The sequence below is a fragment of the Planosporangium thailandense genome (assembly GCF_011947195.1).
GTDB classification, from domain to species: Bacteria; Actinomycetota; Actinomycetes; order Mycobacteriales; family Micromonosporaceae; genus Planosporangium; species Planosporangium thailandense.
In genome coordinates, this window is record NZ_JAATVY010000008.1 from 222550 (window position 1) to 241995 (window position 19446).

Annotated in this window: 22 protein-coding genes and 1 pseudogene; 8 read left to right on the forward strand and 15 right to left on the reverse strand. The window is 72.0% G+C overall.

Annotated features, from left to right (window positions below):
- The first annotated feature begins 2 nt into the window (after positions 1 to 2).
- Positions 3 to 434 (forward strand): hypothetical protein, encoded by a 432-nt coding sequence (locus HC031_RS14545; RefSeq protein WP_167925816.1) that lies wholly within the window; start codon positions 3 to 5, stop codon positions 432 to 434.
- A gap of 51 nt (positions 435 to 485) precedes the next feature.
- Here HC031_RS14545 and HC031_RS14550 read toward each other — a convergent pair whose 3' ends face one another.
- The 8 genes from HC031_RS14550 to HC031_RS14585 all read right to left on the reverse strand — a co-directional run bounded on the left by HC031_RS14550 (position 486) and on the right by HC031_RS14585 (position 5705).
- Complete coding sequence (locus HC031_RS14550; RefSeq protein WP_167925858.1) at positions 486 to 1517, reverse strand: SIS domain-containing protein; 1032 nt, start codon at positions 1515 to 1517, stop codon at positions 486 to 488.
- A gap of 216 nt (positions 1518 to 1733) precedes the next feature.
- Positions 1734 to 2237 carry a GNAT family N-acetyltransferase gene (locus HC031_RS14555; protein ID WP_167925817.1) on the reverse strand — a complete coding sequence of 168 codons (504 nt, stop codon included), beginning with the start codon at positions 2235 to 2237 and terminating at the stop codon, positions 1734 to 1736.
- Complete coding sequence (locus tag HC031_RS14560) at positions 2234 to 2449, reverse strand: biotin/lipoyl-binding carrier protein (protein ID WP_167925818.1); 216 nt, start codon at positions 2447 to 2449, stop codon at positions 2234 to 2236. Before HC031_RS14560 ends, HC031_RS14555 begins: the two co-directional genes overlap by 4 nt.
- A gap of 102 nt (positions 2450 to 2551) precedes the next feature.
- Complete coding sequence (gene rsrA / locus HC031_RS14565; protein ID WP_167925819.1) at positions 2552 to 2836, reverse strand: mycothiol system anti-sigma-R factor; 285 nt, start codon at positions 2834 to 2836, stop codon at positions 2552 to 2554.
- The gene (locus HC031_RS14570; RefSeq protein WP_167925820.1) at positions 2833 to 3672 is read right to left on the reverse strand and encodes a sigma-70 family RNA polymerase sigma factor; all 840 of its coding nucleotides are present in this window, start codon (positions 3670 to 3672) and stop codon (positions 2833 to 2835) included. Before HC031_RS14570 ends, rsrA begins: the two co-directional genes overlap by 4 nt.
- Positions 3673 to 3791: 119 nt before the next feature.
- On the reverse strand, positions 3792 to 4400 hold the full coding sequence (locus tag HC031_RS14575; protein ID WP_167925821.1) for an alpha/beta hydrolase family protein: 609 nt from the start codon (positions 4398 to 4400) through the stop codon (positions 3792 to 3794).
- 25 nt (positions 4401 to 4425) lie between these two features.
- The gene (locus HC031_RS14580) at positions 4426 to 4827 is read right to left on the reverse strand and encodes a WhiB family transcriptional regulator (RefSeq protein WP_338090658.1); all 402 of its coding nucleotides are present in this window, start codon (positions 4825 to 4827) and stop codon (positions 4426 to 4428) included.
- A gap of 155 nt (positions 4828 to 4982) precedes the next feature.
- Positions 4983 to 5705: an SOS response-associated peptidase gene (locus HC031_RS14585; RefSeq protein ID WP_167925822.1), complete on the reverse strand. Its 723-nt coding sequence runs from the start codon at positions 5703 to 5705 to the stop codon at positions 4983 to 4985.
- Positions 5706 to 5840: 135 nt separating this feature from the next.
- Between HC031_RS14585 and aroA the strand changes: the two genes are divergently transcribed.
- On the forward strand, positions 5841 to 7166 hold the full coding sequence (gene aroA, locus HC031_RS14590; protein ID WP_167925823.1) for a 3-phosphoshikimate 1-carboxyvinyltransferase: 1326 nt from the start codon (positions 5841 to 5843) through the stop codon (positions 7164 to 7166).
- Between the two features lie 71 nt (positions 7167 to 7237).
- Positions 7238 to 8173, forward strand: coding sequence for a ribosome small subunit-dependent GTPase A (gene rsgA / locus HC031_RS14595; protein ID WP_167925859.1), 936 nt, complete (start codon positions 7238 to 7240; stop codon positions 8171 to 8173).
- Here rsgA and HC031_RS14600 read toward each other — a convergent pair.
- Positions 8170 to 8706: a DUF2087 domain-containing protein gene (locus HC031_RS14600; RefSeq protein WP_167925824.1), complete on the reverse strand. Its 537-nt coding sequence runs from the start codon at positions 8704 to 8706 to the stop codon at positions 8170 to 8172. The two genes, rsgA and HC031_RS14600, sit on opposite strands and share 4 nt — an antisense overlap.
- 71 nt (positions 8707 to 8777) lie before the next feature.
- On the opposite strand from HC031_RS14600, the gene hisN reads away from it, so the two are divergent.
- Positions 8778 to 9590: a histidinol-phosphatase gene (gene hisN / locus HC031_RS14605; protein ID WP_167925825.1), complete on the forward strand. Its 813-nt coding sequence runs from the start codon at positions 8778 to 8780 to the stop codon at positions 9588 to 9590.
- Between the two features lie 68 nt (positions 9591 to 9658).
- Complete coding sequence (locus HC031_RS14610) at positions 9659 to 10525, forward strand: hypothetical protein (RefSeq protein WP_167925860.1); 867 nt, start codon at positions 9659 to 9661, stop codon at positions 10523 to 10525.
- A 16-nt stretch (positions 10526 to 10541) separates the two neighbouring features.
- Here HC031_RS14610 and HC031_RS14615 read toward each other — a convergent pair whose 3' ends face one another.
- Together HC031_RS14615 and HC031_RS14620 are read right to left on the reverse strand one after the other, a co-directional pair.
- Positions 10542 to 11681 carry an FUSC family protein gene (locus HC031_RS14615; RefSeq protein ID WP_167925826.1) on the reverse strand — a complete coding sequence of 380 codons (1140 nt, stop codon included), beginning with the start codon at positions 11679 to 11681 and terminating at the stop codon, positions 10542 to 10544.
- A gap of 52 nt (positions 11682 to 11733) precedes the next feature.
- A complete protein-coding gene (locus tag HC031_RS14620) occupies positions 11734 to 11982 on the reverse strand; it encodes a hypothetical protein (RefSeq protein WP_167925827.1) in 249 nt (82 codons plus the stop codon).
- Positions 11983 to 12107: 125 nt separating this feature from the next.
- Between HC031_RS14620 and HC031_RS14625 the strand changes: the two genes are divergently transcribed.
- Positions 12108 to 13661: a phospholipase D-like domain-containing protein gene (locus HC031_RS14625; protein ID WP_167925828.1), complete on the forward strand. Its 1554-nt coding sequence runs from the start codon at positions 12108 to 12110 to the stop codon at positions 13659 to 13661.
- A gap of 36 nt (positions 13662 to 13697) precedes the next feature.
- Here HC031_RS14625 and HC031_RS14630 read toward each other — a convergent pair whose 3' ends face one another.
- Positions 13698 to 13937, reverse strand: a complete 240-nt coding sequence (locus tag HC031_RS14630; protein ID WP_167925829.1) for a hypothetical protein — start codon at positions 13935 to 13937, stop codon at positions 13698 to 13700.
- Positions 13938 to 14457: 520 nt separating this feature from the next.
- Between HC031_RS14630 and HC031_RS14635 the strand changes: the two genes are divergently transcribed.
- Positions 14458 to 14928 (forward strand): Rieske (2Fe-2S) protein, encoded by a 471-nt coding sequence (locus tag HC031_RS14635; RefSeq protein WP_167925830.1) that lies wholly within the window; start codon positions 14458 to 14460, stop codon positions 14926 to 14928.
- An 8-nt stretch (positions 14929 to 14936) separates the two neighbouring features.
- On the opposite strand, the gene HC031_RS14640 is transcribed toward HC031_RS14635, so the two are convergent.
- The 3 genes and pseudogenes from HC031_RS14640 to HC031_RS14650 form a co-directional block, all read right to left on the reverse strand.
- Positions 14937 to 16226, reverse strand: coding sequence for a thymidine phosphorylase (locus HC031_RS14640; RefSeq protein WP_167925831.1), 1290 nt, complete (start codon positions 16224 to 16226; stop codon positions 14937 to 14939).
- A gap of 8 nt (positions 16227 to 16234) precedes the next feature.
- Positions 16235 to 16621, reverse strand: a pseudogene (locus HC031_RS14645) (cytidine deaminase); the annotation flags it as partial.
- Between the two features lie 193 nt (positions 16622 to 16814).
- Positions 16815 to 17114 (reverse strand): hypothetical protein, encoded by a 300-nt coding sequence (locus tag HC031_RS14650; protein ID WP_167925833.1) that lies wholly within the window; start codon positions 17112 to 17114, stop codon positions 16815 to 16817.
- Positions 17115 to 17654: 540 nt separating this feature from the next.
- Between HC031_RS14650 and HC031_RS14655 the strand changes: the two genes are divergently transcribed.
- On the forward strand, positions 17655 to 19446 hold a 1792-nt coding region (locus HC031_RS14655), incomplete at its 3' end, for an IPT/TIG domain-containing protein (protein ID WP_205862727.1).

The following is a 19446-nucleotide window of genomic DNA, read 5'->3' on the forward strand; positions in this document are numbered from 1 at the left end:
GCGTGCGGCGCTTCCTCTCCACCGTCATCGCTGTCGTGACACTGTGCGCGGCACTGTCCGGCTGCGGGTGGGTACGCGCCGGCAACAGAAGCCCCAACAAGCCGACCGCCTTCGTGCTGCGCGGGTACGCCAGCGTGGCGGGCGCGCCGGCCGGCCAGCCGGGCGCGGCGTGCGAGGTGCCGGCCAGCGGAATCGGCCCGAACGCCCCGGTACACGTCGCCGACCCGCCCGGCCATGCCCTCGCGACCGGCACCCTGCGGGACGGCGTGCTGGCGACGGACGGCACCGGGTACCGCTGCAACTTCGCCTTCGAGATCTACGGCGTGCCGGGCGGCCACACCACGTACGAGATCTCGGTGAACGACCGGCCGCCGGTGAGCTTCCCCGCCGAGGAACTGCGCCAGGACAAGCCCGCGGTCATCCCCATCCCATGATCACGGAATTTTCTCCGTGCCCCGCCCCGGAAAACCTTCCGCGATCATGAGTTAGAGGGTCGTGGTGACCTTCTTCAGGCCGCGGGGCGCGTCCGGGTCCTCGCCCCGGTGCCGGGCCAGTTCGAGCGCGAGCCGCTGCAGCGGCAGGATGTCCAGCAGCGGCGCGTACCGCTCGTCGACGTCGGGGGTCGGGATCCGCAGCGCCGCCCCCGCCACGTCGGCCGGCCCGACCGCCACCACGTCGGCGCGGCGCTCGTCCAGCCGGGCCAGCACCTCACGCATCGCCGCCCCGCCCGGGCCCGATCCGACCACGGCGAGCACCGGCACGTCCGGGTCGGCCATCGCGAGCGGGCCGTGCAGCAGGTCGGCACCGGAGAACGCCAGCGCCGGCAGGTAGGACGTCTCCATCAGTTTGAGGGCGGTCTCCCGGGCCGTGGGGTACGCGTACCCCCGGCCGGTGGTGACCACGCGCGCGGCGAAGCGGTAGCGCGGGGCGAGCTGGCCTGCGGTCGGATCGTCGAGCAGGCGCTGCGCGTACCCGGGCAGCTCGCCCAGCTCGGCGCGCTGCTCCGCGGGCAGCGCGCCGTCCCCCGCACGCACCCCCTCGATCAGCATCAGCAGGGCCAGCAGCTCGGCCGAGTAGGTCTTGGTCGCGGCGACGGCCCGCTCGTGCCCGGCCGCGATGTCGACGGACAGCTCGGCTGCGGCGGCGAGCGGCGACCCGGGATTGTTGGTCACCGCGAGGGTGTGTGCGCCCTGCTCACGCGCGACCCGGACGACCTCGCACAGGTCGGGTGAGCCACCGCTCTGGGAGACGCCGACGACCAGTGCGTCGCGCAGGTCCGGGCGCGCGCCGAAGACGGTGATGGCCGACGGCGAGGCGAGCCCGGCGGAGACGCCGAGCCGGATCTCGGTCAGGTACGCCGCGTAGAGGGCGGCGTGGTCGGAGGTGCCGCGGGCGGTGAAGACGACGTGGCGCGGCGCCCACCGCGCGATCTGCGCGGCGACCTCGGCGATCGCCGGCGCCTGCTCGTCGAGCAGCCGCGCGTACACCTCCGGCTGCTCGGCGATGTCGGCGGCCATCCCACTGCCCGGCTGGCTTGTCACGGCACCTCCTCCGATCATGCGCACTGACATGATGTGCGCGTTTGACGCCAAAATCGTCGCACAACCGATCAGTAGCGCGCAATGAACGAGCAGCTTCGCGCAAGAATGATCTGCTTCACATACGCGAAAAGCAGGAGGGCCCTGCCCGCGCGTTCGACGCGGGCAGGGCCCTCCTGCCTGGTTTTCACGGTGCTAGCGCGCGGGCAACGTCCTCCGCAGCGCGAGGAGGTTCACGCCGGGCATCGGCGACCAGTCCCGCTCGGGGAGCCGCTGGAAGCCCAGACCGCTATACAGCCCCTCGGCCGCCGCCACGAAGTCGCGGTAGCAGATGACGACCGCGGCGCAGCCCGCCCCGGCGGCGCGCCGCAGGCACTCGCCGACCAGCAGCCGACCCACCCCGCGGCCCTGCTCCTCCGGATCGACCGCGAGCATCCGGAACTCCGCCTCGTCCGCCCGCGCCAGTTCGGAGTACCGGCTGCCGGGGAGCACGAACGTCACCGACCCGAGCAGGCGCCCGGTCGACTCGTCGACCGCCACCAGCACGTCGCCCTCGTCCGCGCGGCCCGCCACGTCGGCGAGCGTCCGCTCGTACCCGATCTCCCCGCCGAGCTGCCCCGCCTTGTCGTACGCGAGGACGGTGAGGCGCCCGATCTCGTCATATTCATCCGGACGGGCGACCCGCACGACCACCGTCACTCGATCACCGCGATGAGGTCACCCTCCTGGACGACGTCACCCTCGGAGACGACCAGCTCCTTGAGCACCCCGTCGGACTCGGCCACGACCGGGATCTCCATCTTCATCGACTCAAGGATCACGAGGGTGTCGCCCTCCTCGACCGTCTCCCCGGTGGCCTTGACCACCTTCCAGACGTTCGCCACCATCTCGGCGCGGATCTCGTCGGCCATCTGCCCGTCCTCTCGTGTTGTCGCATCGGTATCCAACCACGATGCGGACACGAACGGGCAGTGGAGTCTCCGAGGTCGCGCGCGTCGACGCCGGAGCTCAGGTCACTCGGCGAGGAACTCGCGGGTGTCGGCTTCGAGGACCAGCTCCGTCAGCTTGCTACGCAGGCGCTCCTTGAGCTCGGCCGGCGCGGTCTCGGCGCCGCAGCAGCGCGCCACCAGCACCTTCACCTCCTGCTCGATGCCGTACTCCCGCAGGCACGGCGAGCATTCGTCGAGGTGCTCGCGGATGAGCAGCCGCCGGTCCTCGGAGCACTCCAGATCGAGGTACAGGTAGACCTCGGCCAGCACCTCACGGCAGTCGGTCTCATGTGGTTCGCCGCAGCTCACCGTGACACCTCCTGCCCAGCGCGCTCGTTCTGGCTCGCGACCCCGGCGATGCCCCGTTCAGCGGCGTAGTGCTCGAGGAGTCGACGCAGATTGCGCCGCCCCCGGTGCAGGCGCGACATCACCGTGCCGATCGGCGTACCCATGATGTCGGCGATCTCCTTGTAAGAGAAGCCCTCGACGTCGGCGAGGTAGACCGCCAACCGGAAATCCTCCGGCAGCGACTGCAGCGCCTCCTTGATGTCGGAGTCGGGCAGGCGGTCGAGCGCCTCCGTCTCCGCCGACCTCAGCCCGGTCGAGGAGTGCGACTCCACCTCCGCGAGCTGCCAGTCGTGGATCTCCTCGGTCGGTGCCTGCACCGGCTGGCGCTGCCGCTTCCGATAGGAGTTGATGTAGGTGTTCGTGAGGATGCGGTACAGCCAGGCCTTGAGGTTGGTGCCCTCTTCGAACTGGTGGAACGCCGCGTAAGCCTTGAGGAAGGTCTCCTGGAGCAGGTCCTCGGCGTCGGCCGGGTTACGCGTCATCCGCAGTGCGGCCGCGTAGAGCTGGTCCAGGAACGGCATCGCGTCCCGGACGAAACGGTCACGCCGCTGATCGGGCTTCTCGTCGATTGACACGCGCCCCTCTTCCTTCGACCGTCCAGACGACGAGCTTACGCCGAGGCGCTGACCACGCTCGTGGGAGAGGTCGGTCTCCGCCTGCTCGACCGCGATCGCGGGCCATGCCGGATCGGACGCGACCCGCGCCGCCTCCGCCGACGCCGGCCAGGTCGGGCCGGTCAGCACGCGCTGCCATCGTCTCGTCTCATGCCTGTCGGGCTTTCGGGTGGTGACGCCCATCCGGAACTCCCCCTTCGCCAGTGCCCAGGCGCCCGAGGCGCCGGCCCTCCAGCGAGATGAAACCCCGTCCACCCGCGGATCATTCCGAGTCTGGCGGACACAGCCGCGTCCGGGTCGGATCAGCCGGCCGTCCAGCCATGGTCGGCCAGCCAGGCCACGGCCAGGGCCGCCACGGCCGCCGGATCACGGCGCAGGTCGTGCGTCTCACCCGGAAGGACACGTACCTCGACCGCGCCGGTGGCCGGCGGCACGCCGAACGGGTCCCGGTCGCCGTTGAGGACGAGGGTCGGCAGCCCGGTGGGCAGTTCGCCGGCCCGGCTGCGGTCCGGCTTGCCGGGTGGGTGCAGCGGGAACGCCAGCGCGAGCACCGCGACGGCGCCGAGCTCATCCGCGGTGCGGCAGGCCACGCGTGCCCCGCTCGACCGGCCGCCGACGATCAGCGGCAGCCCCGGCGGCACCAGATCGCGCAGTGCGCTCACGGCCGTGACGTACGCACGGTCGAGCTGACTGGCCGGCGCCGGCGCCCGTCGCCCCGCCACCCGGTAGGGCTGCGTGAGACGGGCCACCGTCAGGCCGGCCGCGACCGCGGCGGCACGGACGGCGACAAGATCGACGGCGTCCACCCCGCCACCGGCGCCGTGCCCGAGCACGAGCAGGGCCGAGGGGCCGCTGGCGGGGTGGTCGATGTCGAGCCGGGCCGGCCCGTACGCGGTGGCGACCTCGATCATTGTTGAATGATCGCAGCCGACCTGGCTACCGGCTGCCGGCACCCACCTGTTCGAGCACCCGGAAGACGTTCACACCGGCGAGCGTCTCGGTAGCCGGCGCCTCGACAGCCGGCGCCTCGGCGCGCCACGCGACGAGCATCGCCCGCCGCTCGCGGGGCGTCGTGGCGCCCCAGACACCGTGGCAGTCGCCGACGTCGAGCGCCCAGGCCAGGCAGGAGCCCTGGACATCGCAGGTACGGCAGAGCGCGACCGCGGCATCCGCGGGCTCGCTGGGCGCCGGAAAGAAGGTTTCCGGATCAACACTCTGGCACAGTCCCCTGGTACGCCAGGCCGGATCGAGGTCGCGTTCACTCAGCGCGCGTAGCAGTCGTGGATCTTTCCTGGCTGCAGCAACCTCGTGCGGACGTGGCATTCGCGCCCGGGTCATGCACCCACCTCCCCCGTGGGTTACGACATTTCGGCAGGCGCGAACAGACGACAGAACAGCACGCCCACCGGCGCGTTGTTCTATCGCACGTCGATATCTCGCGACAAGGCTCTTAAGGAAAATTGCAGAAAAGCCCTCCCCCCAATCCCGCCGTATCAGTCGAAAAGCGTCAGGTCCTGTGGCTGCTCGGCAACCACCCCGAGAGGCGCCGCCGGAACCCGCTCCACCAACCCCGGACCGTCGTTACGGACGTCACCGACCGCCGCGCCGACCGGACGGATCTCGATCGACTCCAGGTAGTCCGCGGGTGCCGGCTCCAGCAGGGCGACGGCGGCCGCGGCGTCCCCCTCGAGCCACCGCCGCCAGCGGTCCGGCGGCAGCGCGAGCGGCATCCGCTCGTGCACCAGCGACAACTCCCCTACGGCCGCCGTGGTCACGATCGTGCAGGTGAGAAGCTTGTCGCCCCACACCGACCACAGGCCGGCGAAGGCGAGCACGCCGCCGTCGGAGCGGGTCATGAAGTAGGGCTGGCGCTGCCTGGGCGAGTGGCGGACCCACTCGTACCACCCGTCGGCGGGGACCAGGCAGCGACGGGTCGCGAACGACGGCGCGTACGCCCGGGTGGTCGCCACCGTCTCCGCCCGCGCATTGATCATGCGAGCGGCGCCGCTCGTGTCCTTGGCCCACGACGGCACGAGACCCCACCGGGCCGTGGACAGCACGGTCGCCTCCGCGCTCCGCGATCGCCGCACGATCGGCACGGCGTCGGTCGGCGCCACGTTGTAGTCGGCGGCCAGACCGTCACCGGTCTCATCGCTCGCGTCGAACAGCGCGCTGAGATCGGTGGCACTACGGGTCGTGGCGTACCGGCCGCACATGGCGAACACGGTACCCGCGGCCGCGACGCCGCGTGGTCCCTTCGCGCCATCTCGGCCGACAACGGATGTCCCACCCAACAGGAGCAACCGGTACGCGCCGTGGCCCGGCACATCGGCGTTCGGCAGACTGTACGGGTGGCAGACAGCAATTCCACCGCAACCCGGTCGAGCAGACAGGCCCAGCCGTGGACGGCGCCGACCGCCGCCGGCCCCGTCACGGCGACGGTCCGGCTGCCCGGCTCCAAGTCGATGACCGCGCGGGCGCTCGTCCTCGCCGCCGTGTCGGCCGGTTCGAGCACGCTGCGCGCCCCGCTGCGCGCCCGCGACACGATGCTCATGGCCGCCGGACTGCAGGCCATGGGCGCGACCGTGAGCACCGGCGACGACGACCTGTGGGTGATACGCCCCCAGCCGCTGCGCGGCCCCGCGTCCGTCGACGTCGGGCTGGCCGGCACCGTGATGCGCTTCCTGCCGCCGGTGGCCGCGCTCGCCGACGGACCGGTGACGTTCGACGGCGATCCGCGCGCCCGCCTGCGGCCGATGGCGCCGCTGATCGACGCGCTCGGCCGGCTCGGGGTGGACATCGACGCCGCACCGGGCGGCCGGCTGCCGATGACCGTACGGGGCGCCGGCCGGGTCACCGGCGGCGAGGTGACCATCGACGCATCCAGCTCCAGCCAGCTCGTCAGCGGCCTGCTGCTCGCCGCCGCCACCTTCGACCGGGGCGTGGTCGTCCGGCACGTCGGCCCGCCGGTGCCCAGCGCCCCGCACCTGGAGATGACCGTCCAGATGCTGCGGGCCGTCGGCGCCGGCGTCGACAACAGCACCCCGGACGTCTGGGCCGTCCAGCCGGGTCGCCTGGCCGGGCGCGCCTGGGACATCGAGCCCGACCTGTCCGGAGCCGCGCCGTTCCTGGCCGCCGCGCTGGTCACCGGGGGCGCCGTGACCGTGCCCGGCTGGCCGCGCACCACCACCCAGGCCGGCGACCGGCTGCGCGAACTGCTGTCGGAGATGGGCGGCGAACCGACCCTGTCGACCGAGGGCCTCACGATGCGGGGCACCGGCGCCGTGCACGGCCTCGACGCGGACCTGTCGGACGTGAGCGAGCTGACGCCCGTCCTCGCCGGCCTCGCCGCCCTGGCCGACTCCCCGTCGCGGCTGCGCGGCATCGGGCACATCCGCGGCCACGAGACCGACCGGATCGCGGCGCTCGCCCGCGAACTGACCAGGCTCGGCGCCGACGTGGTGGAGCACCCGGACGCGTTGGAGATCCGCCCCCGGCCGCTGACCGGCGGGGCGTTCGAGACCTACGACGACCACCGCATGGCGCACGCCGGCGCGGTCATCGGGCTCGCGGTGCCCGGCGTGGCGCTCAGCGACGTCGGATGCACCTCGAAGACGATGCCGCAGTTTCCGGCACTATGGTCGGCGATGGTGAGCCAGCCGGAGGTTGAGCACTGAGGCGACCGCGCGAATACGACGAGGACGACGTACGGGTACGCCCCGGTCGCTCCACGCGACCGCGTACCCGCATCCGACCGCGCCACGAGGACGCCGTCGTTGGCTTCGTCGTGGCCGTGGACCGTGGCCGGTACACGTGCGTGGTCGACGACGACCGGACCGTCGTCGCGATGCGCGCCCGCGAACTCGGCCGGCGCGGCGTGGTCGTGGGTGACCGGGTGCACCTCGTCGGCGACGTGTCGGGCCGCCCCGACACCCTCGCCCGGATCGTCCGCATCGACGAGCGCACCTCCACGCTCATGCGTACCGCCGACGACGTCGAGAACGCGCTCGAGGGGCGCCAGGAGCGCGTCGTCGTGGCCAACGCCGAGCAGCTGGTAATCGTCAGCTCGCTGTCCGACCCGCCGCCGCGTACCGGGTTCATCGACCGGTGCCTGGTCGCCGCGTACGACGCCGAGATCGAGCCGCTGCTGTGCCTGACCAAGGCCGACCTCGCCGGCCCGGAGGAGGTCCTCCACTACTACGCCGAGCTGGACCTGCCGTACGTGCTGTGCCGGCCCGAGCGCGAGCCCGACGAGCTGCGGGAAGCGCTGGCCGGGCGCGTCTCGGTCCTGGTCGGCCACTCCGGAGTGGGCAAGTCGACGCTGGTCAACCGCCTCGTACCGGACGCCGACCGGGCCGTCGGGGCGGTCAGCGCGGTCGGCAAGGGCCGGCACACCTCCACCAGCGCCGTCGCGCTGCGCCTGCCGGAAGGCGGGTGGATCATCGACACTCCGGGCGTACGCTCGTTCGGCCTGGCCCACGTGTCGCCCGACAGCCTGCTGCACGGCTTTCCCGACCTGGTCGAGGCATCCACCCGGTGCCCGCCCAACTGCGACCACACCGGCGGCAGCGGCGACTGCGGGCTGGACAAGCTGGTCGCCGAGGGCGGGGCCGACCCGCGCCGGCTGCTGTCGTACCGCCGGTTGCTGGCCTCGCGTACGGGTGAACCGGAAGAAACCTCCTAGACCTCGACGTAGCCGCCGGTCCGCCAGTAGACCCCGTTGTCACGGGCGAGCAGCTCCTCGTCGATGAGGTACCGGCGCAGCGAGGCGTAGTCGGGGTGCCAGGCGCGCAGGATCGCGTCCACGGCCTTCTCCGGGTACTTCACGCCGGGCTCGAAACAGGCGGCCAGGTGCTCCAGGATCACTCGGCGCTTGCCCTTGACCGCCGGGATTCCGACCAGTCGGCCGTCGACGATGAACGTGCGCAGCACCGCGTCCTTCTGCCGGTCCGGGTCCAGCGGTTTGGTTCGCGCCGGCGGCGGCGCGTACTCGCGTACCGAATCCTTGAACACGTCGGTGTGGGCGACCAACCGGCCGTCGACGGTGTCGACGAGCCCGCCGGTCTGCAGCCGGCGCAGCGCGGCCACCACGGACCGGGCCGGCAGCCCGGTGCGGTCGGCGACGGCGCTCGGCAGGTCGGCGCCCAGCACCACCGCCGCGTACACGCGCAGCCGTTCCGGCTCGGCCAACAGCCCACACAGTGCTTCCGGTCTCACGGCTAACCAACTTATCTCCGCCGACGGCCCGTCCCCGCGCGGTGGCCAGGAGGTTCGGATAGGTTCACGGCATGGCCCGGTACGCCGACGACCTCGCACTGGCACACCTGCTCGCTGACACCGCCGACACCATCTCGGTGGCCCGCTTCCGCGCGCTGGACCTGCATGTCAGTACTAAACCGGACCTGACGCCCGTCTCCGACGCCGACACGGCGGTGGAGAAGGCGCTGCGCGGCACGCTGAGCCGGGCCCGGCCCCGCGACGCGGTGCTCGGCGAGGAGTACGGCGCGACGGCGGCCAGCGGCTCCAGCCGGCGGCGGTGGGTGATCGACCCGATCGACGGCACCAAGAACTACGTCCGCGGGGTGCCGGTGTGGGCCACCCTGATCGCCCTTCTCGACGGCGACGAGCCGGTGGTGGGCCTGGTGTCGGCTCCGGCGCTGGGCCGGCGCTGGTGGGCCGCGACCGGGCTCGGCGCGTACGCGGGCCGGCACCGGACCGCGGCGACCCAGATCCACGTCTCCGGTGTCAGCCAACTCTCCGACGCCTCGTTCTGCTACTCGTCGCTGACCGGCTGGGAGGAGATCGGGCGGCTGGACGCGATGCTGGACATCATGCGCCACGCCTGGCGCAGCCGGGCGTACGGGGACTTCTACGGGTACATGCTGCTCGCCGAGGGCGCCCTCGACGTCATGGTGGAGCCCGAACTGTCGCTGTGGGACCTCGCCGCGCTGATCCCCATCGTGACCGAGGCCGGTGGCACGTTCACCGATCTGGCCGGCCGGCCCGGCCCGTACGGCGGAAGCGCGATCGCGACCAACGGCAAACTGCACGACGCGATTTACCGCCGACTGGGAGTTGACCCGGGCACACAGACGTCGTGACCCGGGACGGACCCCCAGCGGTCTATCCTTCCCCGGTGATGTCTGCAGGTTGGTTCTTCCTCGCGGCGATGATCGTCGCGTACGGCGTGGCCAACCTGCTGCAGTCCGTCGCCGCCGCCCGCACCGACCTGCACACCGGGTTCAGCCCCCGGCTGTTGCTGAGCCTCGGCAAGCGCAAGACCTACCTGGCAGGGCTGCTCTGCCAGACCATCGGGTTCCTGCTGGCCGTCCTCGCCCGGCGGGATCTGCCCCTGTTCCTGGTCCAGGCCGCCGTCGCCGCCGGCCTGGGCGTGACGGCCCTGCTCGGCGTGCTCGTACTGAAATGGCGCCTGCCCAAGGCGGAGCTGGCGCTGCTCGGGGCGCTGAGCGCGGGCCTGGCCGCGCTGGTGGTCTCCGCCCGACCGCACCCGTCCCGGCAGCTCGGCCTCGCCGGGGACGTCGGGCTGGCCACCCTCCTGGTGCTCATCGGCGCGGTGGGCTTCTTCGCGGCGAGGCTGCACGGATCACACGGTTCGGTCGCGCTCGGCTCCCTCGCCGGCGTGGCCTTCTCCGCCGCCGCCGTGGCGTCGCGTCCCCTGGCCGGGATGCACTCGATCCACCACATCCTGACCTACCCGCTGCTGTACTTGATGATCGCCCACTCGCTCGTCGGCCAGCTGCTGCTCGCCATGGCGATGCAGCGCGGCTCCACGACGTCCGCGGTCGCCGCGATGGACGCCGCGTCCGCCGTGCCGGCGGCCGCCGTCGGCCTACTGCTGCTCGGCGACGAGATCCATCCCGGGCGGGAGTGGCTCGCCGCGGCCGGCTTCCTGGTGACCCTGCTGGCCGTGATCGGGCTCAGCTTCTACGCCGAGCCGCAGCACCATCCCGAGGCCGTGCGGGCACGGGTCGCGGTCGGGGCGGGCAGCAGCCGGAGCGCGAACCGCCCCGACTAGAAGGGCTGCAGCCCCGTTAGGGGTGGCGCACCCGCACGCACTCGTCGTCGCCCGCCCGTCCGGTCGAGGCCGCCCGGACGGCCTTCTCGGCGGCGGTACGGTCCATGCCGGTCGCGCGCAGCAGGTCGGTCGCGACGAACCGGATCTGGCCGATCGTCATCTGCCCGGAGAAGCCCAGCGTCGCCTCGTGCGCCCGGGAGGCGTGGCGGACCGCGCAGATCAGCAGCTTGCGGACGGCGACCGGCTCCTCGCCGCGCTCCAGCATGCGACCGAACTTGCGGGTCGCCGCGCCGAGCTCCTCCACGGCGGTCAGCAGCTCGACCGGTACCGGCTCGTCGTCGCGCAGCAGGGCGACCACCCGGCGGGCCAGCACCCGCGCGTTGCGGACCGCGCGGTCCAGCTCCGGAGCGCTCTCGGCGTACCTGGTCATCCGCGCGCGGGAGCGCCGCCACACCGGTGACAGGCGGGCCGCTTCCCGGCTGGCCGCCAGCGCGTCGGCGTACGCCGTGATCGCGGAGTTCGTGTCCCGCAGCCGCTCCAGCGCCTGCTCGGCGGCGGGCCGGTCGCGCGCGTCGAGCGCCGCCGCCACCCCCTCGAACCCGTCCGCGATCGCTGCGATCAGCGGCTCGACCGCACGGTGCACCGAGGTCATCGGGTTGGTCGGCAGCAGCAGCGCCGTGACCAGCAGCCCGACGCCGCCGCCGACCAGGGCGTCGACGAACCGCGGGTACCCGAGGCCGGAGGTGGGCGGCTGGACGGTCGCCACCAGCACGGCCGACGACGCCGCCTGGATGATGAGGACAGGACTGCCGCGTACGAAGAGGGCCGCGGTCACGGCGAGCGCCACGACCACCGCCAGCTGCCACGGGCCGGTACCCATCAGATAGATCAGCCCGTCGCCGACGAAGACCCCCACCGCGACGCCGATGGACAGCTCGACGACCCGGCGGATGCGGTGCCCCAGCGCCGCGCCCAGCGGGATCACCGCGGCGACCGGAGCGAAGAACGGGCGCGGGTGCCCGACAAGATCATGGGCGACGAACCAGGCCAGCCCGGCCGCCAGCCCGGCCTGGATCACGAGAATGGCATTGCTGCGTACCCGTTCCAGCCCGTCACGGATGGCGGCGGTCTTCATCAACGACGCGGGCAGGGTCATGTGCTGAGCGTAACGATCCTGCTCGGCGCTGATCGACTACCGCGGCGCACCCCTACCGTCGTCCCGGACGGCGACGGTCGTACGGGTCACGCGCCGCGCGTACCCGTACCGGCACCGGTTTGAGCTGTTGCCGCCGGGCGGTGACGGCACGCACCTCGACCAGCACGAGCGCCAGTACGACCGCCGCGGCGAGCAGGTACGCCGGCGCTGTCACGGTCCCCGCCGCCGCGCTGTCGGCCATCAGCACGAGGAGCCACAGCGCCACGGCCGGCCTGGTGGCACGGCTCCGGTGGCCCACCATCGTCATCACCTCCATCGCACCCGTGATCAGCGAAATACCCGGTCAGGCGGCAGGCCATGCATGCGATCGGCCACCGCTGGGCACCCTTGTCGCATCGCTGATCTCAAATCACCCCGGAGGTGGACGTGCGACCGGACGAGTGGTTTCTGCTGCCTGAAGAGCGGGGTAACCCCGCCACGTCCATCGACGCGCGCCACCCGGACGGCGCCGCGTGGACCACCGGAAACCAGGTACGGCCGCTCGTGCACGGCGCGGAGTACTTCACGGCGCTGCGCGCCGCGGTCAACCGGATGCGCGCCGGGGACCTGCTGCTGTTCACCGACTGGCGTGGCGACCCCGACGAGCGCCTGGACGGTCCCGGGTCCGAGATCGCCCGGACGCTGTGCGACGCGGCCCGGCGCGGGGTCGTCGTCAAGGGCCTGATCTGGCGCTCGCACCTGGACAAGCTCCAGTTCAGCGAAGCGGAGAACCGCCACCTGGGCGAGGAGATCGAGGCGGTCGGCGGCGAGTGCCTGCTCGACATGCGGGTACGCGCCGGCGGCTCGCACCACCAGAAGTTCGTGTTGCTGCGCCACCCCGGCCGGCCCGAACTGGACGTCGCCTACGTCGGCGGGATCGACCTCTGCCACAGTCGGCGTGACGACGCCGACCATCGCGGCGATCCGCAGCCGGTACGCATGGCGGGCGCGTACGGGCCCACCCCGCCGTGGCACGACGTCCAGGTCGAGATCCGCGGACCGGCGGTCGCCGACGTCGAGACGGTGTTCCGGGAGCGTTGGGAGGACCCGGCGCCGCTGAGCCGAAACCCCCTGCGCCGCCTGCGCGACCGATTACAGGGCGGGGACGTCACCCCCGGCCCGCTCCCGGAGCGGCTTCCCGACCCGGCGCCGTGCGGCCCGCACGCCGTCCAGTTGCTGCGCACCTACCCGTACCGGCGCAAGGGGTACGCCTTCGCACCGCACGGCGAGCGCAGCATCGCCCGCGGGTACCTCAAGGCGCTGAGCCGGGCCAGGCGGCTGGTGTACCTCGAGGACCAGTACCTGTGGTCTCCGGAGGTGGTGCAGGCCTTCGCCGAGGCGCTGGCGAACCAGCCCCGGCTGCGGCTCATCGCGGTCATACCCGCGTTCAGCGACCAGGAGAGCCGGCTGTCGCGCACCGCGGAGGACTACGGCCGGCTACAGGCGCTGCGCACGCTGTACCGGGCCGGCGGCGAGCGCATCGCGGTCTACTCGCCGGAAAACCACGCGGGCACCCCCGTGTACGTGCACGCCAAGGTCGCCGTCGTCGACGACGAGTGGGCCATGGTGGGCTCGGACAACGTCAACCTGCGGTCGTGGACCTTCGACTCGGAACTGTCCTGCGCGGTCCTCGACGAGGCCGGGACGTACGCCCGTGAGCTGCGGCTGCGCCTGGCCCGGGAGCATCTCGACCGGGCCGACGGCGACGACGGGGACTTGAGTGACCCCGCTGCGGCGTTCGACGCGTTCGCCGCGGCCGCGAGCAAGCTCGACGACTGGCACGCCGCCGGCACGGTCGGTCCGCGCCCGCCCGGACGGCTGCGGACCTACCGGCCACCGACGATCAAGGCCACGACGGCGCTGTGGACCGCGCCGGCTTACCGCCTTCTCGTCGATCCCGACGGCCGGCCGCCGGCGCTGCGCCGGGCGCGGGAGTTCTGATCGTCCGCGGATCACGCCAGTGGTCCGCGGATCGCGCTAGGCGGGTGCGGTCCTGGCCCGGTCGGCCGCCGAGCGCAGCGCGTCGGCGAGCGCCGGCACCTCGTTGGCCCCGTAGATCAACAGAAGCTGCCGCTCCCGACCGCTCTCGTTCTCGGTCGCCGTGGCCCGTTCCACCACCACCCTCGTGGTGACCACGCCGTCTGCGGTCGACATCTCCATGTCCGCGATGCCGATATCGACCTGGCGAACGAAGAGTTCTTCAAGCTCATCGGCCATCCCGGAACGCTACGTCGCCGCCCCGCCGCGCACCTCCCCCGATCCGGGTGAGGCGCGAGGTCAGCGGCGGGTACGGGTGGGCGGCCGGAAGTGGAAGCCGGGCTGCGCCGGCGGGAACCTGTCGACGTCCTCGTCGGGGTTCTCGTCGCGCCAGATGAAGACGAACGTCCAGTACACGTCCTCTGACTGTCCCGCCTGCGACCGGACAAACCCGGCAGGGTGATTTCCGGCGGCCGTCGCGGGCCCTACGGTGCGGTGCGTGAGCTTGGCAGGAGCCAGCGGCCCGTACGGCGGCCCGCACGACGCCCGCGAGGAGTTCGGCGAGTATCGGCACCGGTGCCGCCGAGGGCGCGGCCGACGCCGAGGAGTTGATCCACCGGGCGGACGCCGCGATCTACGCCGCCAAGCAGAGCCGGCCCACCGGGCCGGGAATCCATGTGATCACGGCGTGACGAATCTCCGTTGTGGACGGTGCGCGATCCCGTGCATGGCGGCGCGCGCGGGGGGTAATGGGACAGCCATGCGAGCCGACTGGACACCCACGACCAGCAGGCGGGGAGTTCTCCTGGGCGCCGCCGCTGTCGGCGGCCTCTCCCTGGCCGGCTGCGGCGGATCCACCACCCAGAACCATCCGGACTCCAACAGCAACCAGGGCGGTCCCGAGCACGGCCCGCGTACGCGCGCGCCCGGCGAGGGCGGCGCGGGCGTCGTGGCACAGACCACGGACATCCCGGTCGGCGGGGGCAAGGTGTTCGCCGATCAGGGCGTCGTGGTGACCCAGCCGACCGCCAACGACTTCAAGGGCTTCAGCGCGCGGTGCACCCATGCCGGCTGTACGGTCTCCAAAGTGGAGAACGGCGTCATCGTCTGCCCCTGCCACGGCAGCCGGTTCTCCGCCACCGACGGCTCGGTCAAGCAGGGGCCCGCCACCCAGCCGCTCAAGCCAACGAACATCACGGTGGACGCCGGGCAGATCCGACTGCTGGCGTAGCCGGACCGTCAGGCGATCCGGTCGATCACAAGCGGGGTGACCTCGGGCTCGGAGCCCTCCGGCGCGATGGTCACCGCGCTTTCCAGCGCCGCGAGCGCGCGCTCGATCCGTTCGGGCTCGTCGGTGTGCAGCGTCAGCAGCGGCTGGCCGGCGCGGACCTCGTCACCCGGCTTGGCGTGCAGCTCGACACCTGCGCCCGCCTGTACCGGATCCTCTTTGCGGGCCCGGCCGGCGCCGAGCCGCCAGGCGGCGACTCCGATGTCGTAGGCGTCCATCACGGCCACCACGCCGTCGGCGGTCGCGACGACGGTGTGGCGCTCGCGGGCCACCGGAAGCGGCGCGTCCGGGTCTCCGCCCTGAGCGCCGATCATCCGGCGCCACACGTCCATGGCCGATCCGTCGCGGAGCTTGTCCGCCGGGTCGACGCCGTCGAATCCCGCGGCCGCCAGCATCTCCCGCGCCAGCAGCACGGTCAGCTCGACGACGTCCGCCGGCCCGCCACCGGCGAGTACCTCGACGGATTCGCGTACCTCAAGGGCGTTTCCCGCGGTACGGCCCAGCGGTGTGTTCATGTTCGTCAGCAGCGCCACGGTCTTGACCCCCGCGTCCGCGCCGAGGTCGACCATGGTCCGGGCGAGCTCCCGGGCGGACGCCGGATCCTTCATGAACGCGCCGGAGCCGACCTTGACGTCGAGCACGAGCGCGCCCGTACCCTCGGCGATCTTCTTGCTCATGATCGAACTGGCGATCAGCGGGATCGCCTCGACCGTCCCCGTGACGTCGCGCAGGGCGTACAGCTTCCGGTCCGCCGGCGCGAGCCCCTCCCCCGCCGCGCAGACCACGGCGCCCACGCCCTCGAGCTGCTTGAGCATCTCCGGGTTCGACAGCCCGGCGCGCCAGCCCGGTATCGACTCGAGCTTGTCGAGCGTCCCGCCGGTGTGCCCGAGGCCCCGACCGGACAGCTGGGGTACAGCCGCGCCGCACGCCGCGACCAGCGGAGCGAGCGGCAGGGTGATCTTGTCGCCGACACCGCCGGTGGAGTGCTTGTCGACGGTCGGGCGGGACAGCGACGAGAAGTCCATGCGCTCGCCGGACGCGATCATCGCGTTGGTCCAGCGGGAGATCTCCCGCCGGTTCATCCCGTTCAGCAGGATCGCCATGGCCAACGCGGCCATCTGCTCATCCGCCACCGTGCCGCGCGTATACGCGTCGATGACCCAGTCGATCTGGGAGTCGGACAGCTCGTGGCCGTCGCGCTTGGTCCGGATGACGTCGACGGCGTCGTGCGCCTGGCTCATGCGCGCTCCTTCAGGTCATGGGGCCCGAAAGCGTCGGGCAGCACCTCGGACATCGGGCGGATCCCGCTCACGGTCTCGACCAGCAGGTCGGGTCCGCCGGACTCCCACAGCAACTGCCGGCAGCGTCCGCACGGCATGAGCACGTCGCCGTGCTGATCGACGAAGGTGAACGCGACGAGCCGGCCGCCGCCGGTGGCGTGCAGCGAGGAGACCAGCCCGCACTCGGCGCACAGCACGACGCCGTACGCGGCGTTCTCCACATTGCAGCCGACCACCACACGACCGTCGTCGACCAGGGCCGCCGCGCCGACCGGGAACCGCGAGTAGGGCACGTACGCCCTGGCCATCACGTCGGTCGCGGCTCGGCGCAGGCTCGCCCAGTCAACGTCGGTCACGTTCGCATCCTTCACTGTCCGCGTGTTCCGGTACGTCACGGGCGCGGACCGGTCACGAGATCCGTGAGGCTATCGCAGATCACGACCGGCGCTTCAACACGAGCCGATGCGCGAGTCGGCCCGGAAAGCCGTGACGCCCTCCCGGAGATCATCTCCGGGAGGGCGTCACGCCGATGGTTGGGGTGCCCCGCGGTCAGCAGTAGGAGTACGCGTCCCACTCCGCCGCGATGATGTCGACCGTGGCCGGCACGACCGAGACGACCCGCTTGACGGCGATCCCGACCGCCTTCAGGCGACGCCCGTGACCGGTGTAGACCACCCTGATGACCGCGTCCGCGCCGAGACGGGCGGCCTGCGCCTGCAGCTGCGCGTTGACCTCGAGCATGCTGGGGGTGCCGGACGGCCACGCCTTGTGCTCGGCGGTCACCGGGCCCAGCTCGGCGAAGCCGGCGAACTCGGGCTCGCCCGCGTAGAGACCAATATCCTGGATCATCGCTTCCTCCCAGCCGCTCCCGTCGAAAGGCTCTGCGCAACCATCGGCCGGGCCGCTCGCCGGTTGAGCACTTCGGGCCGAAGGACGGAACAACCGAGGGGTCAGGGGCTTCGTCACGGTCGAGACGTCTGTCCGGTTGCTACGGATATGCCGTGCGGATCGACGTGCCGCTATGCCGTGCGGACCGACGTGCCGCTATGCCGTGCGGACCGACGTGCCACGTCGCCCCGGCAACGATCGGCGTCCGACTGAACTCCTGCCGCATCGCCGGCCGCCTCTGTCCCCCGGCCGGCGGCGCCAGCCACCTGATCGGCGACGATCGAACAATTGGGGCAATTCATGCAGATGGCCGCGTAAAGGTGTCTTAGGTCGGCCGGCCGGTTGACGTCATGAGGACTTTTCTCAAATTCACCCGGTGAAATTCTCAGTCGCCATCCAGCCGCGGCGATATGCCCTCGACCCCCGGCACCGAAGGCCGAGGGACAGGACACCGCCGGGTCCCCGGATCCGACGGTGGGAGACCTCTCCCAAGGAGCATGGATGCATCGTGTGAACCGGACGCTCGCCCGCGTCGCGGTCGGCCTGTTAGCCGCGGCGGTGGGCGCCTCGGCCACGGCCCCCGCGTTCGCGGCCGCGAGCCCTCCCACCGCTACCCGGTCGACGGCCGCCGCCAAGCCGGCACCCGCCTCGACCACCGCCGTCAAGGCGACCGCCACGTCGACCGCCAAGCCGGCCGTCACGTCGACCGCCAAGCCGGCCGTCACGTCGGCCCCCAAGCCTGCCCCCAAGCAGGGCCCCACGGCGACGCACCCCATCGGCGGCCTTCTGGCCAACCCGAAGAAGGTCGCCGCCCACCCGCGGCCCGGCGCCCAGGACACGCTTCCCGCCTCGGTGGACCTGCGGCAGTACGCGCCGCCGGTCGGTGACCAGGGGCAGATCGGCGCCTGCGTGGCGTGGAGCATCGCCCACTCGATCATGGGCTACTACGCCACGCGCACCGGCGGCTCCGGCGCACCGTACGCCCCCCTGTACCTGTATCTGCGCTCGAACCCCGTCGGCGGCCCGCCCAGCGGCGGGCTGTACTTCACGACGGCGCTGACCGAGGCCCAGACGCACGGCGTCGACACCCAGGACGACTACTTCCAGGGCACCTACACCTGGCAGACGCCACCGACGTCCGCTGAGATCGCCAACGCGGCGAACTACAAGATCACCGGCTGGAACACCCTCTGGACGGGCGCCGGGAACGACCCACAGGGCAACAAGAAGATCGCCATCGAGCAGGCGCTCGCATCGGACACGCCGGTGGTGATCGGCATGCCGGTGTACCAGTCCTTCATGGACCTGCGCGGCAACGTCCTCTACAACCCGACCAGCGGCTCGAACCTCGGCGGCCACGCCGTCACCGTGTTCGGCTACGACAGCCAGGGCGTCTGGATCCGCAACCAGTGGGGCACCTACTGGGGTTACAACGGTGACGCGCACCTGTCGTGGGCCTTCATCGAGAACACCATCTACGAGGCGTACACGGTCAACGGCCTGTCGACCCCGGCCCAGCCCAAGGCGATCGCCCCGACCATCATCGGGATGTCCACGCACACCGGTACCACGAACGGCGGGTCCACGGTGACCATCACCGGCGCCGGCCTCGCCAGCGCGACCGCCGTCAACTTCGGCACCGCCAGCGCGTCCTTCACCTCCGTCGTGAACAACGGGGCGACGCAGCTCGTCGCGACCGTGCCGGCACAGGCCGCCGGGACTGTCAACGTGACGGTCACCAACCCGGGCGGCACCAGCGCGGTCGGTACGGCGTCGAAGTTCACGTACGTGCCGCCGCCGCCGACGGTCACCGGACTCAGCGTCTCGTCAGTGTCCATCTTCGGTGGCACGACGGTCACCCTGACCGGCGCCAACTTCATCGGCTCGACCGCCGTCCGGGTGGGCGGCACGGGCGCTGGCGGGGTGCGGGTGCTGAGCCCGACGTCGCTGACGTTCGTCACCCCGGCGAAGGTCGCCGGCACGGTGGACGTCACGGTGACCACGCCGTACGGCACGAGCACGATCAGCAGCGCCGACAAGCTCACGTACCTGAACCCGCCGCCGCCCGTGGTAAGCGGGCTGAGCGTGACCTCGGCGTACACGTACCTGTCCACCCCCGTGGTGGTCACGGGTAGCTACCTCACCGGCGCGACCAAGGTCACGCTGAGCGGGGTCGCGGTGGCGTTCACCCGCGTCTCGGACACCCAGCTGAAGGTGACCCTGCCGGCACACGTCGCCGGCGCGGTCGACCTGCAGGTCACCACGCCCGGCGGCACCAGCGCCACAGGTAGCG

Excerpts from the sequence above, each read along its gene's own strand:
- hisN (WP_167925825.1), top strand. The coding sequence starts at position 8,778 with ATGGCCCGGTACGCCGACGACCTCGCACTGGCACACCTGCTCGCTGAC.
- HC031_RS14635 (WP_167925830.1), top strand. The coding sequence starts at position 14,458 with ATGCGAGCCGACTGGACACCCACGACCAGCAGGCGGGGAGTTCTCCTG.
- HC031_RS14640 (WP_167925831.1), bottom strand. The coding sequence starts at position 16,226 with ATGAGCCAGGCGCACGACGCCGTCGACGTCATCCGGACCAAGCGCGAC.
- HC031_RS14575 (WP_167925821.1), bottom strand. The coding sequence starts at position 4,400 with ATGATCGAGGTCGCCACCGCGTACGGGCCGGCCCGGCTCGACATCGAC.
- HC031_RS14630 (WP_167925829.1), bottom strand. The coding sequence starts at position 13,937 with ATGGCCGATGAGCTTGAAGAACTCTTCGTTCGCCAGGTCGATATCGGC.
- HC031_RS14620 (WP_167925827.1), bottom strand. The coding sequence starts at position 11,982 with ATGGTGGGCCACCGGAGCCGTGCCACCAGGCCGGCCGTGGCGCTGTGG.
- HC031_RS14580 (WP_338090658.1), bottom strand. The coding sequence starts at position 4,827 with ATGACCCGGGCGCGAATGCCACGTCCGCACGAGGTTGCTGCAGCCAGG.
- HC031_RS14650 (WP_167925833.1), bottom strand. The coding sequence starts at position 17,114 with ATGATCCAGGATATTGGTCTCTACGCGGGCGAGCCCGAGTTCGCCGGC.
- HC031_RS14585 (WP_167925822.1), bottom strand. The coding sequence starts at position 5,705 with ATGTGCGGCCGGTACGCCACGACCCGTAGTGCCACCGATCTCAGCGCG.
- HC031_RS14615 (WP_167925826.1), bottom strand. The coding sequence starts at position 11,681 with ATGACCCTGCCCGCGTCGTTGATGAAGACCGCCGCCATCCGTGACGGG.
- HC031_RS14560 (WP_167925818.1), bottom strand. The coding sequence starts at position 2,449 with ATGGCCGACGAGATCCGCGCCGAGATGGTGGCGAACGTCTGGAAGGTG.
- HC031_RS14610 (WP_167925860.1), top strand. The coding sequence starts at position 9,659 with ATGATCGTCGCGTACGGCGTGGCCAACCTGCTGCAGTCCGTCGCCGCC.
- HC031_RS14570 (WP_167925820.1), bottom strand. The coding sequence starts at position 3,672 with ATGGGCGTCACCACCCGAAAGCCCGACAGGCATGAGACGAGACGATGG.
- HC031_RS14550 (WP_167925858.1), bottom strand. The coding sequence starts at position 1,517 with ATGGCCGCCGACATCGCCGAGCAGCCGGAGGTGTACGCGCGGCTGCTC.